This is a genomic window from Shewanella sp. SM21 (assembly GCF_025654335.1).
In the GTDB taxonomy this organism is placed as follows: Bacteria; Pseudomonadota; Gammaproteobacteria; order Enterobacterales; family Shewanellaceae; genus Shewanella; species Shewanella oncorhynchi.
The window spans coordinates 1-15294 of record NZ_JAKKRL010000015.1; the positions used below are offsets into that span (position 1 = coordinate 1).

The window sequence follows — 15294 nt, forward strand, 5'->3', positions numbered from 1 at the left end:
GAAATCTGTTATTCCAAGGCGCCGCTATAAGAATACACCTCAAGAAAGAGTCGATTGGTGCTTATATCGGTATCGACATTTAGTGGAGAATGCTTTTGGAAGAATTAAGCACTATCGAGCAATATCAACAAGATATGACAAGCTAGCAAGAAATTACGCCAGTATGGTGTCACTGGCGTTTATGTTAATGTGGCTGCCGATGTATTGCTGAACAACATTTGTACAGCAAAGATCAACAGACCCTAGTCATTATTGCGATTTTATTGCCCCCAGTTGCTGTATTTTTGAAGGCGGGAGCGGGTAAAGATCTGCTAATAAACATAGTGTTATGTTTACTGTTCTGGTTCCCTGGTTTATTACACGCACTCTGGGTCGTGACCAAGGCATAATTTGCTTTCTTCCACACAATAAAAAAGCGCAATTTAATTGCGCTTTTTTATGTTTCAAAATGGGTCTTTCACTTAGAAAGGCAAGGTGTAGCCTATTGTTGCAGTACGTCCCATCCCTTTGAAATAACGATCATTTGTACCCATGGTTTGTGAGTAATAATTGAAATAATCCTTATTAAATAGATTTTGCAAACCTAGGCTCAGGGTGCCAGTGTAAAGCGGCATTGAGAAGGAAGCATCGACTGTCGTGTAACCATCAAACTCTGCATACTTATTGCCCGCCGCGTTTTTAAAATCGCGGTCCATGTAGTAATTAGCTTGAACGCGGGTCGACATTTCATTATCGAAGCTATGGGTCCAGAACAGGTTGATACGGTTTGGCGAAATATTTGCACCATCGAGATCGGTATCGACTTGGCTATCACCATTTGAATCGTATTCGCCCTGCTGGAAGGCGATATTCATGCCGAGATCATCATTGCTGGTAATGTAGGCGGTGACATTGGCTTCAATACCATCGATCACACTCTTTTCGCGCTTCACGTCGTAGAAACCATCACTATTTAAGGCCAAACGTGAGCCAAAATCAGTGGCGGAACGATAGTAAGCTAGCTTAGCGCTTAAGTATTTACCTTGGTAATCGGCGCCGACTTCAACGTTATCTGTGACGATCGGTGTGAGCGCCAGTGAGCCATCTATGCTGGGATTGTCGCCGGGGAAGCTTTTACCATCACGCAGAATTCGGCCGATATCCGGCATGCCAAAACCTTGGTTATAGCTGGTATAAACGCGAATGTCAGGAGTGATTTTATAAGAGATACCGACGTTAAATAAGGTTTCATCGAAGGTGGCTGAACCGCCCGCAATTTGCTTATTGCCTGCACCCCATAGGGTTTTGTAGTCATCGACACTTAACTCGGCATGTTCGTAACGAACACCGGTCGATAAGGTTAAATTTTCAATTAAGTCATAATCTAACTGCAAGTATGGCGCAACGTTGTCATAGGTACTTTCGGGAACCCATGAAAAGCCTGTTTTTACTAAATCTTGCTCAGTGGTGTCGCGGAAAAGGTCGACACCGTAGGCCGCATCAATTCCTGAACCAGCAATATCCTTAGCGATTAAGGCGCTTTTTAAGCCCCATTTAACCGAAGAGTTACGCGATTGCTCGTAGTACAAGCTTTCACCTTTACTGCCGACACCGCATTGGATGACTTGGTCGCTGCCTTCGAAGGATGGATCGTAGAAGCTATCGAAACAGCCACCGCCATAAACCGCTTTAAAATCTTGATTAAAGAGTTGCAGGCTAAGTTGCTGGCCACCAATATTGGCGTGGGTGTAAGTCAAACTTGTGGTGGTCACTTGGTTGTTGGCGGCTTCCCATGGCTGAGTTTCTTTAACTGCACCTGTGGGTACACCATTGGGCTTGTCACCTGCAACGGGCATCCAATCGCCATTGTTGTCTGCATTGTAATGGTTAACCATTAATTCAAGGCGTGACTCATCGAAGTTATGGCCAAGCTTGATGAAGAAGTCTTTGCTTTGACTATCCATCGACTCGCCTTGAGTCGTGTCGACACCCACTACGTTATGATTGGCATCGTAATAGACGCCATTATTGCGGTAGCTAACCGAACCTATCATGTCGATAAATTCTGACTCGCCAGAAAACGCATAGCTAGCACCAAAGGTTAAGCCATTGGATTTCATTGAATCAGGCACTGTGACATCGAAACTGGCAACCTGTTCGCTGTCGCCTGTAGGCTTTTTAGTGATGTAGTTGATGATGCCGCCTTGGGCACCGAGGCCGTGCATGGCATTGGCGCCGTGAATGATTTCGATGCGCTCAATCATGGCAGGATCTATGGTTTGTCCCTCTCTACCACCACTGCGAAGTGGGTTCGATTGAGGCACTCCGTCGATCATAATCAATGGTGGACGACCACGCAGGGTTTCACCTGTGTTACTCATCTTCTGGCGGCTCGGTGAAAAGCTAGGCGCTAAGTTACCGATAATCGTCGATAAATCTTTAGTGGTGCGGAACTGTTCTTCTAATTGGGCACGGTCGATGATAGTGACAGTATTGGGGATCGAGCTGGGAGATTTATCCATTCGACTTGCGGTGACAGTGATTTTTTCTATGTCTTTATTTTTGTTGTTTGGACTGTTGTCGGTGGCATCTTGGGCCGCAGCGGATTGGGTTAACGCTGCCAATACGGCTAAAGCAACAAACGAGGTTTTGAATGTCATATAACTTCCTGCTAAGGGCGAATGAGTTTGTTACACCGGCTCCCTTGGCATAGGTTAATATTCCATTAAATTGTATTGCAAATGATAACGATTTTTATTATTCGCGATTTTAGGGGAGGAATTACAGCTTGTCTAGTCACGCCATACAGGAAATTACATGATTTGACGACAGTATGAATAAATTGCGACACAGCACTCGGTATCGAGAGGTTTTACTGTAAAGGCCATGCATATAGTGCGAGTTCATGTCGGTAAGGCATTACTTTTTTTGCATTTGTCTTTGATTTAGGCTGACCTATGCTTTAGTCGCAGGTTTGATTATTTGATTGGATCACGCGTTTGCCTTAGTGCTTTCGATTGTCTGGCGTGTTGATGGAAGGCTATAATCGCGCCCCTTTATACCGTATCTCGCATTGGTACTCTGATGAACCGTAAAAAGAAGATTAATCAAACCTTGAAGAGCAAGGCAAAAAAGGCCAATGCCAAACTGCAATCTAGCAATAAACCTAAATATATTGCGAAGGCAGAGAGAGAAGCATTAGCTGCGGCAGTTGAGCATGAAACCCCATCAAAAACCGCAGAACCTCAGCTTGATATTGCACTGCCAATAAGCTGATTAAAGTAAGTAGTTAAGCCTATAGTGCAGTTAAATACTCGATAGGGTTTTGATAAAAGGCCTTTTTATAACCTTGGGTTGAAGTATCCATCAGCCAAGGTTTAGGCAATAAGCTCAAAATGGAATAGTGCAAATGGGGCGGTTTACCTTGTGCATTGCCCGTATCGCCGACAGTGCCCAAAGTGTCACCTTGGTAGGCAATCAATCCCGTGGCTGATTCAATTTGTGCTAAATGGGCAAAGTAATGAATTTGCCATTTAGGACCTAAACCAACCACTACATTTCCTCCTTTGAAGAAGTCACCTCGATACAAGAGCAGCATAGGCGTTGGCGCAATCACTGCGGTGTTTTTGGCGGCGAAAATATCTATCCCCTTGTGAACGCCCGATGGACCCCAAGGTTCATACCAAAAGGTTTGGCTGTTCCAATCTTTACTGCTGGCACCTTTTACTGGGATCGCGGGTGACTCAGGGATCAGATAACCACCAAGTAGCAGTAACGTCAGTGCTAATCCAACATATTTCAATTTCATTTTTTATCCTGCATTAAGTGTTTGCGTACCTTAAGTTTTAATGAAACTCGCTAAATTCCCGCCAACTTTCAGGATATTGCAAGCGCTCAGTTTCTGAGAGTGATAGCCAATAGGGGCGCCAAAAATAGCTGCACCAAAAGTCGATATTACCTTGAAGACTGCCGAGGGTATCGGGATCGATATTGGGAAAGCTTTCCCATGGATTGGGCGGGGCGGATTTGAATCTGATTAATGCTTCTAACAAGGGTTTGTCATTGGTCACTAAGGTTATGCACACACCCGCAAAATCGTCATATTGGTTCAGCAATACGCAGGTCGCTTGGGTTGGATGTTCGATAAAACCGTTAAAGTTGACCGTTTGCTCGGGCAATGTGTTAAAGCTTGCCTGGCTAAGTAAAGTGTTTAAGGCCTCTTTCCCTTGGTATGTCAGCAAGCAATGCAATTGATATGCAAAAATATCTGCTCTGTCCATAGGTACAACGAGTGGATAGGTTTGTATGATTGGCAAGCTGATATTGGGCATCTGGGTTTGATGAAAAACAGTGCGTAACTCAGTTTGTGGCCTAGATTGCTTGAAGCTATCACTATTACGTGCAAGGCGTTGTTTAATCCAAGTTAATACTGACATTATTGTTATTTCTCAGTGAACCTTACTGGGGAATGGCGTATTTGCGGATTCTGCAATCGGGGATGCCGTGATTTCCGGGGCCTGCCATCTTAACCAACCTTTTACTCGAGGCGCATCAATATACCAGAGGCCGTTTTGTTGAATTAATGCCAACCGTTCGCGTGATGGGCCAAAGGGGCCGGGATTTTGCTGAGCAATTTCAATACTGCTATCGGTAACTGAGGCAATGATTGCAACGTGACCATAGGGGTTAAATATCCATGGAGAAAACACGAGTAGATCATCCTGCATAGGTTTGGTCTGACTCGCATTAGTGTATTGCCGCATAGCGCGTTTTTCATTCCACATGCCATCGCTTAACTTGTTATCAAAAAAGTCTCTAGCATGGCCTAAAGCGTCAGGCATTTTATGCTGGTAGCGTTGGTAAAAGTAGCGTTTAACAAATTCAACACATTGATATTGAATACCTAAGTTATAACCATCTATAGATAGGTTGCGTCCTGAATGGGTATTAACTCCTCCGTTATAATAGATATTAACCCCGTTTAGAGTGTCGATGACTTCTCCTACTTGATGGTGGGAATTAAAGTTAATCCGAGTTATCAGACTGTAGGCACAGTATACGAACCCCATCAGTATCGCGAAAAAAGCTAATAGAATGGATAAGCGTCTAATCATCTTTAGTACGGCAAGCTAAAAAGAGTTGTTGAGTAAGATACTTATCTCACTTTCGGGCTGCGTATTTTATGTTCTGAAGAACATGGACGTCTAGGGTGTGGGTTTTATATTGGCACAGGTTAATACTTTTGTGTGATCTAAGGTTATCTAAAACAAAGGCCGCATCAGCGGCCTTTGTTATTTGTGGAGGTTAGAGTAAAGCGGTTGCGAGTAGATAACCGACAGCCGATGCTGTCGCTACACCGATAAAGCCTGGAATGATAAAGCTGTGGTTAATAATGAACTTACCTATTTTAGTCGTACCTGAACGGTCAAAGCCGATACAGGCCAGATCACTTGGATAGGTTGGTAGCACGAAATAACCGTAGCTTGCAGGGAGGAAGGCGATTAAGAGTTTTGGATCGACCCCTAAGGCGAGTCCCATAGGTGCGATTGCAGTAAGTGCTGCCGCTTGGCTATTAACAAGCTTAGAGATGAGAAACAGCACTAAGGCATAGGTCCAAGGCTGGCTTTGTACTACATGGGACAGGTTTTCCTGCAGTACATCCATATGGCTGATGAAGAAAGTATCACTCATCCAAGCCACACCAAATACTGAGAAAATTGCCACCATGCCCGCTTTAAAAACGGGACCGTTAGAGATGTTAGTCGGTTTGACTTTACAGGTCATCAGGATAAATGCACCTGCAATTAACATCATCATCTGGATCACTAAGTTCATCGAGAGCAAGGTCGACTTACCTTTAACGTCAAAGGCGGGACGCAATTCACTAAATGAACCTAACAGTACCACAGCAGCGATAGCGGTGAAGAAAATCCCCGTTGCCCAGTAAGCTTCCTTCGGATATTTTTGATTTAACAGGGTTTCGCTTTTGTCATAGATAAAGGCTCTTTGGACTGGGTCTTTTATGCGTTCTTGAAACTCTTCGTCTTTATCTAAATCTTTACCACGACGCAGACTCCAAAGTGCAGCAGCCATGACACCGCAAAGTGATGCTGGCACTGACACCATTAAAATTTCGAGCAGATTGTAAGCGCGGCCTACACCCTGTTGTGATGCCAGAATCGACACCATAGACACTACCGCTACCGACACGGGCGAAGCACAAATCGCCATTTGTGAAGCGACAGATGCCACCGCCATTGGGCGTTCTGGGCGAATATTTTTCTTCAGCGCGATATCGGAAATAATCGGGAACATGGTGTAAACCACATGACCAGTACCGCAAAGGAAGGTCAGCGTCCACGTGGTCAATGGCGCCAGAATCGTGATGTATTGTGGATGACGGCGCAGTAAGCGCTCGGCATACTGCATCATCACATCTAATCCACCCGCGGTTTGCAATACGGCTGCACAGCCAATGACTGCAAGTATGGTTAGCATAACTTGCACTGGCGGTTGTCCCGGCGCTAAACCGAAAACAAAAATCAGTAAAAATAAGCCAATACCGCTGATGAGGCCGAGTCCCATGCCGCCGTAGCGGGTACCTAGCAGTAGGCAGCTAAGCACTACTATAAATTCCATTAAAATCATCCGATTTACCTCTGCGGAACTTACCGCTTAGCTATTAGTTGAGTGATGAGTGTCTTCAGGAACATTCTGCGGAGTAAAAGTGTTTGAAAAATTGCGCTGGCGCATGGTGTAAATAAAAAATGGCATTAGTTTTTTCGGAAATTTGACCTAACGCTAGAAACACGTGGCGATAAGTTGCATTCTGGTTACGAGTTTTACGGATTGGGCTAACGCTTTGAGCTCACTCCGTTTAAAAGAACGATAACAATACTCAAGGATAAGCCCGTGAAACCTGCCACCTTTAATACCGAAGCCTTTGATGATTGGATCCGCAGCCGCTTTGTGGAACTCAATTCCGAGCTAGAACAGCTTTACTACCAACAAACAGATCGGGCCAATGTGCTCGATATCGGCGCAGAAGCTAAGTTGGCGCTGGAGAGCGAAGGGCGAGAGTTGATTAAGACCTTGCTCGATGAGGGGAATACTGATGAAGGTTTCGACAGTGCCTTCGATTTACTCGGCAATGTGGGCTTGTATATGGCGGCCTGTCGGCGCCATGAAATTACCGAGCCCTCGCGGGAAACGACATCGCCATTAGCTGAGGCTTCTGCGCTCGCCATGCATATTGGCGCTTCAATAGGCGTCACGCCGCGCTTTGCCACCGCACATTTAACTACTCACAATCGTGCCCACAATGGCATTTATAAGCGCTTTACCGATCTGAGCGCCGAAAAGCTGTTTGTGGATTACAACACTAAAGGCATTTTGGCCTATAAACGCGCCGCCGATGCGCTATTGAAGATCCAGCCTTTGGGCATTTCCCATCCCATCAGTCACGATTTACTGCGAGTCGCTAAACAGGCATTGCAAGATGTGATTGAGTCAAATACCCAATTATTTAATCGATTAGATACTGACCGTTTCTTTTACTGTGTTCGCCCTTACTACAAGCCTTATCGGGTGGGCTCAGTCATCTATCGCGGTGCCAATGCAGGGGATTTTGCGGGGATTAATGTCATCGATTTAACGCTAGGTCTTTGTTTCGCCAATGAAGCTTCCTACTCGCAAATGCTGGTGGACAAGTTTTTATACATGATGCCGGAGGATCAACAGATATTGCGCGAGTGCATGCGTCGGCCGAATTTGATGGATGACTTCCTGCAGGCAAAAGACTGCTCAACCCAAGATTGGTATCAAGAAAACTTGCGACTCTTTATCGAAGTCTGCGAATTACATGGCGAGACTGCGATTCAGCACCATAATGAGTTAGTGACTAAATATATTGCTGAGCCTTCGACAAGTATGGAGCAGCAGCATTTAGCTAAAGTTACCGCCAGTGGTCCGCCACTGCATGTGCTACTCGGCTCATTGGAGCGACTCAGAGACAGACGCGCCGCCGCTCAACGCAGCGATATTCGGACGCGTTATTGTGATATTAAAAAACTAAAAGAGAGTTTGAGATAACACTATGTTTGAAGATTTTAAAAAGGACTTTTACCTAGCAGGTCCAGGATATCTATTAAACCATTCCGTTGGCCGGCCATTAAAATCGACCGAGCAGGTCTTTAAAGAAGCCTTTTTTGCGCCTTGGCAGGAGTCGGGGCGTGAACCTTGGGGCCAGTGGCTGGGTGTGATTGATGATTTTACCTTTGCTTTATCTAAACTATTTAACGGCCACCAAAAGGATTTTTGCCCTCAGGTCAATCTTTCCAGTGCGCTGACTAAAATTGTCATGTCCCTCGACAGATTGAACCGCGAACACGCCGTTGTGTTAATGAGTGAGATTGATTTCCCCAGCATGGGTTTTGCCCTTAAAAAAGCGCTGCCTGCCAGTTGCGAAGTACGTTTTATTCCTAAAGGGCTCGATATCACCGACCCTAATGTGTGGGATGCGCATATCAGCCGCGATGTGGATCTGGTGTTTGTCAGCCATGCTTACTCGAATACGGGGCAGCAGGCGCCATTAGCCAATATTTTCACCATAGCCCGTGAGCGAGGCTGTTTGAGCTTAGTGGATGTAGCGCAATCGGCGGGGATTATTCCGCTGGATCTCGCGCGCCTACAACCCGATTTTTTAATCGGTTCGAGTGTGAAATGGCTCTGCGGCGGCCCTGGTGCTGCCTATCTTTGGGTTAATCCCGCCATATTGGATAGTTGTCAGCCTAAGGATGTTGGTTGGTTTAGCCACGAGAATCCGTTCGAATTTGATATCCATGATTTTCGTTACCAGCATTCCGCACTGCGCTTTTGGGGAGGGACACCATCAATCGCGCCTTATGCCATTGCCACCCATAGCATTCATTATCTTGCTGGTTTAGGTACTCCGTTGCTGCGTAAATACAATCAGCAATTGATTGATGCTGTGGCGCAAGAGCTCGACCATGAGTTTGTGTCGCCGCGGGATACTGAAAAGCGCAGCGGCACGCTTATTCTGCAGTTTGGTAAACAGCAGCATCAAATGATGACGGCATTGGCGAACGCGAATATTAGTGTCGACGCCCGCAGTATGGGGATCCGGATTTCTCCGCATATTTATAACAATATGGCTGATATCAAGTTGTTACTTGATGTGATTAAAGCAAATCGCTAACTTAAATGATTTAAAATGGCTTGCTAGGCTAGGTTGTACCACGTAATTACAACTAACAAGGCACAACACTCTGGGAGGCAAACCGCGACATGGTCGTTCCCGTATGCCGGCGTTAACTCACCGTCACACAGGCAACTTGAGGTTATTTATTGGGTGCGATCATGCTTAAATCTTATAGTCATAGCGGCAGACCATGGGTCGCGGGGTGTGGAGCTTGGGATCGCTGGGCGTGATCGCTAAATCTGCAGGTAGCATAACAGTATCGATGATCAACGCACTGCTCATATCAACGAGTGTCAGCGGGATGGTAAAGAGCAGTAAGGGTGGGGCCGCTAACGCGGAGATCATCATACACTCCTCGCCATTATCAACAGCCGTTTGCACACTTGAGAAAGAGTGACCCCAAGTTGAATTTTCTCCCATCCTCGACGTTATCGTTGCACATCCCGTGAGAGAACAGCACACGACCAACCAAGTCAACCAACGCATAACCACTCCATTGTTTATATGTGAAAAACTGCATTGCTTCGGTATGATCTACTCACTTGATCAACTGAGAGCGTTAGTGATGTGGAACCAGATCAGGTTTCATTTGACGCCAACCTGTTCTGTTTCAACAGCTTGGCATTCTAACTATATGATTATATCTGTCAATTATTCATCAACAGAAACGAGATACAACCAAGCTCAATAACCTAGTTGTTAACGGCGACTCTTGTTTTGGATTGGTATTAAACATGGAGGTTTGTATGCCGTGCCCTTGCAGAACTCAGATGAGTTTTGAACATACTCTTTAAAATCAGTCTCCACTTCCCTCACTGGCCATCTAGCTACTTTTATTACTTTCCTTAAAACTGTTTCAGTAAATATTCGCTTGAGGGTAGGCCGAGAGCATATTATGTTGCTGATTTAAAATGGATGACTGGATTTACTGCCTGGCGATGGCCACGCTACAAGTAGAGTCTACCGAGAGGTAACAGGATGAACAATAAAGCAGCGTCGCCGCAGTCGGCGTCGACAGAGCAAGAGACACAACCGTTGGACGACAGCCGGTATGAAGACCTGCCGCGCAGTGAGTACCTGCAATTACCCCAAGAGGAGCAAGACCGGCTCAATAAGCTACGTCAGCAGCGGGTACGCGAGGCACCGACCCTCTATGAGTGGGATATTAAGGTAGCGACCGTGTATAGCATGGGGTGGCTCGTTGTCATTATTCCCTGCGGGATAATGGTGCTGATTGGCTTGGTGGCGTACTGGTATGAGTCTGACCAATGGTATGGTTTTTTTTTCATGGCACTGATTTTTGCGCCATTTATCCGCTACCTCTGGTTGGCCGACAAACAGTACCATTATCGGCTCACCACCGAGGGGTTAGTTACCACCTATCATGATGCGATTCCAGATGCAGCCTACGCGGTAGTACGGGGGCTGGCTTGGTTTGGGGTGGTAGTTTGTATTGTCGGAGTGGCTTTTTTAGGCCCAGCAGCACTGATTGGTGCAGGCGGAATGGCTCTGGGGGCATTTTTCTTCACAGGTTTTAAAAATATAGAGACAACTTATGAGAGTCCTATAAAAAATGGGCATCGTCATTTGATTAAGGTAACGCGGAATCGTCCATTTATTGCCTGCCAATCGGATGTACGAACAATGGGCTTACGTGCAAGTATCCGTCTTCATTGCCCATTGGATAAGATGCACATTATCTTGTCATTGCTGATGACGCAGTTACCTGATTCTGAAATCCGTGTATTTAAAAATGAGCGCGTGTTAGATGGCGTACCATTTGCGTCATTTGAGTCAGGCGAACCTGCCCAACTGTCAGATTTCGCCCCTGAGAATCCCCAGCCCAGTTAACGTTTTTTCTCGCGCCTGTTATTGGCGTGAGATTCGGTGTCATCAGTGGCAGCTTTGCCACCAAGATGCTAACAGGCCTTATAGCGGCAAGATCGTCAAGGGCGAGAAGAAATTAAGTACGAGCCGTGTGGGTAGGTTAATGATGACCGTGCAGTCCGTGGGTACAGCAAAGGAATAGCTATATGAATAAGAGAGCAGCGCCGCAGCAGTCGGCGTCGACAGAGCAAGAGACACAACCGTTGGACGACAGTCGGTATGAAGATCTGCCGCGCAGTGAGTTCCTGCAATTACCCCAAGAGGAGCAAGACCGGCTCAATAAGCTACGTCAGCAGCGGGTACGCGAGGCACCGACCCTCTATGAGTGGGATATTCGGGTGGCGACTGTGTATGGCATTGGGTGGATCATGGTCCTTATTCCGTGCGGGATTACGGCTCTAGTTGGGTTGGTGACATACTGGTATGGATTTGAGCAATGGTATTATTTTCTCATCGTAGTGATGATTTTTGGGCCATTTATGCGCTACCTCTGGTTGGCCGACAAACAGTACCATTATCGGCTCACCTCCGAGGGTTTAGTTACCACCTATCATGACGCGATTCCGGATGCAGCCTACGCGGTAGTGCGGGGGCTGGCTTGGTTTGGGGTAGTTGTTTGCATCGTCGGCGTGGCGTTGTTAGGCCCGGCCGCCTTGGTCGGCGCGGGTGGTTTTGCCGTGATGGCATTTTTCTTTACTGGTTTTAAAAATGTAGAAACCACCTCAATAAGTGCTATCAAGCGTGGACATCCCCACATGATAAAAGTGACCCACAAGAGGCCATATATATCGTGTGATACAGACAGGTTTTATTTCGGATATTATTCAAATCTCGACTGTTATTGCCATCCCGAAGATATTCATAAAGTGTTGTCGCTACTGATGAAGCAATTACCGGGGTCGAAACTCTTTTTATTGAAAAATGAACGAATAGTTGGTCTCTCTAAAGTTGGCACCCGTGACGGCGAACCAGTCCAATTGTCAGATTTTGCCCCTGAGAATACTCAGCCCAGTTAGCGTTTTTTCTCGCGCCTGTTATTGGCGCTAATTACGACCATTATCTGGATACAGGCTAACAGACCTTTAGCGGCGAGGTCGTCAAGGGTGAGAAGACATTAAGTTCGAGCTGTTAACGATGACCATGCAGTACCGTGGGCACAGCAAAGGAATAGCTATATGAATAAGAGGGCAGCGCCGCAGTCGGCGTCGACAGAGCAAGAGACACAACTGTTGGACGACAGTCGGTATGAAGACCTGCCGCGCAGTGAGTACCTGCAATTACCCCAAGAGGAGCAAGACCGGCTCTATCAGTTGCGTCTGCAGCGGGTGCGAGAGGCGCCCACGCTTTATGAGTGGGATATTCGGGTGGCGACTGTCTATGGTCTATTTTGGTTAACCTTCCTGATCCCGTGTGGCTGTTTAGCACTTATAGGGAGCTATTTGTTATCTGGCGATACTAGCTTGGGTATGGGGTTAATCATCATGGCCCTAATAATGTTCCTATCTGCTCGTTACCTCTGGTTTGCAGACAAGCAGTACCATTATCGGCTCACCACCGAGGGGTTAGTTACCACCTATCATGATGCTATTCCGGATGCAGCCTACGCGGTAGTACGGGGGCTGGCTTGGTTTGGAGTGGTGGTTTGTATTGTCGGGGTGGCCTTTTTAGGCCCAGCAGCGCTGATTGGTGCAGGCGGAATGGCTCTGGGGGCATTTTTCTTTACTGGTTTTAAAAATGTAGAAACCACCTCAATAAGTGCTATCAAGCGTGGACATCCCCACATGATAAAAGTGACCCACAAGAGGCCATATATATCCTGTGATACAGACAGGTTTTATTTCGGATATTATTCAAATCTCGACTGTTATTGCCATCCCGAAGATATGCATAAAGTGTTGTCGCTACTGATGAAGCAATTACCGGGGTCGGAACTCTTTTTATTGAAAAATGAACGAATAGTTGGCCTCTCTAAAGTTGGCACCCGTGACGGCGAACCAGTCCAATTGTCAGATTTTGCCCCTGAGAATACCCAGCCCGGTTAACGTTTTTCTTGCGCCTATTATTGGTATTGGCGCGAGATTCGGTGTCCATCAGTGGCAGCATTGCCACCAAGATGTTGACAGGCCTTTAGCGGCAAGGTCGTCAAGGGTGAGAAGACATTAAGTACAAGCCGTGTGGGTAGGTTAACGATGACCATGGAGTACCGTGGGCACAGCAAAGGAATAGCTATATGAATAAGAGAGCAGCGCCGCAGCAGTTGGCGTCGACAGAGCAAGAGACAAAACTGTTGGACGACAGTCGGTATGAAGACCTGCCGCGGAGTGAGTTCCTGCAATTACCCCAAGAGGAGCAAAGCCGGCTCAATAAGCTACGTCAGCAGCGGGTGCGTGAGGCGCCTACGCTTTATGAGTGGGATATTCGGGTGGCGACTGTGTATGGTATGGGGTGGATCATGGTCCTTATTCCGTGCGGGATTACGGCTCTAGTTGGGTTGGTGACATATTGGTATGGATTTGAACAATGGTATTATTTTCTCATCATAGTGATGATTTTTGGGCCATTTATGCGCTACCTCTGGTTGGCCGACAAACAGTACCATTATCGGCTCACCACCGAGGGGTTAGTTACCACCTATCATGACGCGATTCCGGATGCAGCCTACGCGGTAGTGCGGGGGCTGGCTTGGTTTGGGGTGGTGGTTTGTATTGTCGGGGTGGCCTTTTTAGGCCCAGCCGTCTTAGTCGGCGCGGGTGGTTTTGCCGTGATGGCATTTTTCTTCACAGGTTTTAAAAATGTAGAGACAACTTATGAGAGCCCTATAAAAAATGGGCATCGTCATTTGATTAAGGTAACGCGGAATCGTCCATTTATAGCCTGCCAATCGGATGTACGAACAATGGGCTTACGCGCAAGCATTCGTCTTCATTGCCCATTGGATAAGATGCACACTATCTTGTCATTACTGATGACGCAGTTACCTGATTCTGAAATCCGTGTATTTAAAAATGAGCGCGTGTTAGATGGCGTACCATTTGCGTCATTTGAGTCAGGCGAACCTGCCCAACTGTCAGATTTCGCCCCTGAGAATACCCATGCCGTCTAACGCTTTCTTTCGCGCCTGTTATTGGCGTGAGATTCGGTGTCATCAGTGGCAGCTTTGCCACCAAGATGCTAACAGGCCTTATAGCGGCAAGATCGTCAAGAGTGAGAAGACATTAAGTACGAGCTGTGTGGATAGGTTAACGATGACCGTGCAGTCCGTGGGCACAGCAAAGGAATAGCTATATGAATAAGAGAGCAGCGCCGCTGCAGTTGGCGTCGACAGAGCAAGAGACAAAACTGTTGGACGACAGTCGGTATGAAGACCTGCCGCGCACTGAGTACCTGCAATTACCCCAAGAGGAGCAAAGCTGGCTCAATAAGCTACGTCAGCAGCGGGTGCGTGAGGCGCCCACGCTTTATGAGTGGGATATTCGGGTGGCGACTGTCTATGGTCTATTTTGGTTAACCTTCCTGATCCCGTGTGGTTGCTTAGCACTTATAGGGTGCTATTTGCTATCTGGCGATACTAGCTTGGGTATAGGGTTAATCATCATGGCTTTAATTATGTGCTTATCTGCTCGTTACCTCTGGTTTGCAGACAAACAGTACCATTATCGGCTCACCACCGAGGGGTTAGTTACCACCTATCATGATGCTATTCCGGATGCAGCCTATGCGGTAGTGCGGGGGCTGGCTTGGTTTGGGGTGGTGGTTTGTATTGTCGGGGTGGCCTTTTTAGGCCCAGCAGCGCTGGTTGGTGTAGGTGGAATGGCTCTGGGGGCATTTTTCTTTACTGGTTTTAAAAATGTAGAGACAACTTACGAGAGTCCTATAAAAAATGGGCATCGCCATTTGATTAAGATAACGCGGAATCGTCCATTTATTGCCTGCCAATCGGATGTACGAACAATGGGCTTACGTGCAAGTATTCGTCTTCATTGCCCATTGGATAAGATGCACATTATCTTGTCATTACTGATGACGCAGTTACCTGATTCTGAAATCCGTGTATTTAAAAATGAGCGCGTGTTAGATGGCGTACCATTTGCGTCATTTGAGTCAGGCGAACCTGCCCAACTGGTAGATTTTGCCCCTGAGAATACCCAGCCTAGTTGAATAAAGCGTGGACACTTAACAATAATGGCGCGGTAGTTAACTTCCGACTA

Annotated in this window: 16 protein-coding genes; 10 read left to right on the plus strand and 6 right to left on the minus strand. The window is 46.7% G+C overall.

Features of this window, described 5'->3' with window-relative positions; all coding sequences use genetic code 11:
* A partial coding sequence (locus L5L94_RS17895) for a transposase (protein WP_263163063.1) occupies window positions 1-211 on the plus strand: 211 nt, incomplete at its 5' end.
* Window positions 212-218: 7 nt separating this feature from the next.
* On the plus strand, window positions 219-389 hold the full coding sequence (locus tag L5L94_RS17900; RefSeq protein WP_263164350.1) for a YqaE/Pmp3 family membrane protein: 171 nt from the start codon (window positions 219-221) through the stop codon (window positions 387-389).
* Between the two features lie 72 nt (window positions 390-461).
* On the opposite strand, the gene L5L94_RS17905 is transcribed toward L5L94_RS17900, so the two are convergent.
* Entirely contained in the window at window positions 462-2639 is a 2178-nt protein-coding gene (locus L5L94_RS17905; protein ID WP_263164352.1) for a TonB-dependent receptor, read from the minus strand.
* A 424-nt stretch (window positions 2640-3063) separates the two neighbouring features.
* On the opposite strand from L5L94_RS17905, the gene L5L94_RS17910 reads away from it, so the two are divergent.
* The gene (locus tag L5L94_RS17910) at window positions 3064-3255 is read left to right on the plus strand and encodes a DUF2986 domain-containing protein (protein WP_113941341.1); all 192 of its coding nucleotides are present in this window, start codon (window positions 3064-3066) and stop codon (window positions 3253-3255) included.
* Between the two features lie 19 nt (window positions 3256-3274).
* Here L5L94_RS17910 and L5L94_RS17915 read toward each other — a convergent pair whose 3' ends face one another.
* From L5L94_RS17915 to L5L94_RS17930, 4 genes are all read right to left on the minus strand, one after another.
* Window positions 3275-3787: a M23 family metallopeptidase gene (locus L5L94_RS17915; protein ID WP_263164354.1), complete on the minus strand. Its 513-nt coding sequence runs from the start codon at window positions 3785-3787 to the stop codon at window positions 3275-3277.
* Between the two features lie 37 nt (window positions 3788-3824).
* Entirely contained in the window at window positions 3825-4415 is a 591-nt protein-coding gene (locus L5L94_RS17920) for a hypothetical protein (RefSeq protein ID WP_263164356.1), read from the minus strand.
* A gap of 12 nt (window positions 4416-4427) precedes the next feature.
* Window positions 4428-5048, minus strand: a complete 621-nt coding sequence (locus tag L5L94_RS17925) for a CHAP domain-containing protein (RefSeq protein ID WP_411569225.1) — start codon at window positions 5046-5048, stop codon at window positions 4428-4430.
* Window positions 5049-5283: 235 nt separating this feature from the next.
* Window positions 5284-6627 carry an anaerobic C4-dicarboxylate transporter gene (locus L5L94_RS17930; RefSeq protein WP_105251110.1) on the minus strand — a complete coding sequence of 448 codons (1344 nt, stop codon included), beginning with the start codon at window positions 6625-6627 and terminating at the stop codon, window positions 5284-5286.
* Window positions 6628-6891: 264 nt separating this feature from the next.
* Between L5L94_RS17930 and L5L94_RS17935 the strand changes: the two genes are divergently transcribed.
* Both L5L94_RS17935 and L5L94_RS17940 read left to right on the plus strand, forming a co-directional pair.
* A complete protein-coding gene (locus L5L94_RS17935) occupies window positions 6892-8070 on the plus strand; it encodes a PrnB family protein (RefSeq protein WP_105251111.1) in 1179 nt (392 codons plus the stop codon).
* 4 nt (window positions 8071-8074) lie between these two features.
* On the plus strand, window positions 8075-9196 hold the full coding sequence (locus tag L5L94_RS17940; protein WP_113941336.1) for an aminotransferase class V-fold PLP-dependent enzyme: 1122 nt from the start codon (window positions 8075-8077) through the stop codon (window positions 9194-9196).
* Window positions 9197-9361: 165 nt separating this feature from the next.
* Here the strand turns inward: L5L94_RS17940 and L5L94_RS17945 are convergent, their stop codons facing one another.
* A complete protein-coding gene (locus L5L94_RS17945; RefSeq protein WP_173242710.1) occupies window positions 9362-9685 on the minus strand; it encodes a YceK/YidQ family lipoprotein in 324 nt (107 codons plus the stop codon).
* Between the two features lie 549 nt (window positions 9686-10234).
* Here L5L94_RS17945 and L5L94_RS17950 point away from each other — a divergent pair.
* The 5 genes from L5L94_RS17950 (at window position 10235) to L5L94_RS17970 (ending at window position 15244) form a co-directional block, all read left to right on the plus strand.
* Window positions 10235-11050 (plus strand): hypothetical protein, encoded by an 816-nt coding sequence (locus L5L94_RS17950; protein WP_263164359.1) that lies wholly within the window; start codon window positions 10235-10237, stop codon window positions 11048-11050.
* 182 nt (window positions 11051-11232) lie between these two features.
* Complete coding sequence (locus L5L94_RS17955; RefSeq protein WP_263164361.1) at window positions 11233-12102, plus strand: hypothetical protein; 870 nt, start codon at window positions 11233-11235, stop codon at window positions 12100-12102.
* A 159-nt stretch (window positions 12103-12261) separates the two neighbouring features.
* Window positions 12262-13128 carry a hypothetical protein gene (locus tag L5L94_RS17960; RefSeq protein WP_263164362.1) on the plus strand — a complete coding sequence of 289 codons (867 nt, stop codon included), beginning with the start codon at window positions 12262-12264 and terminating at the stop codon, window positions 13126-13128.
* A gap of 188 nt (window positions 13129-13316) precedes the next feature.
* Window positions 13317-14189 (plus strand): hypothetical protein, encoded by an 873-nt coding sequence (locus L5L94_RS17965; protein WP_263147822.1) that lies wholly within the window; start codon window positions 13317-13319, stop codon window positions 14187-14189.
* 182 nt (window positions 14190-14371) lie between these two features.
* Window positions 14372-15244, plus strand: a complete 873-nt coding sequence (locus tag L5L94_RS17970; protein ID WP_263164364.1) for a hypothetical protein — start codon at window positions 14372-14374, stop codon at window positions 15242-15244.
* The last annotated feature ends 50 nt before the right edge of the window (window positions 15245-15294 follow it).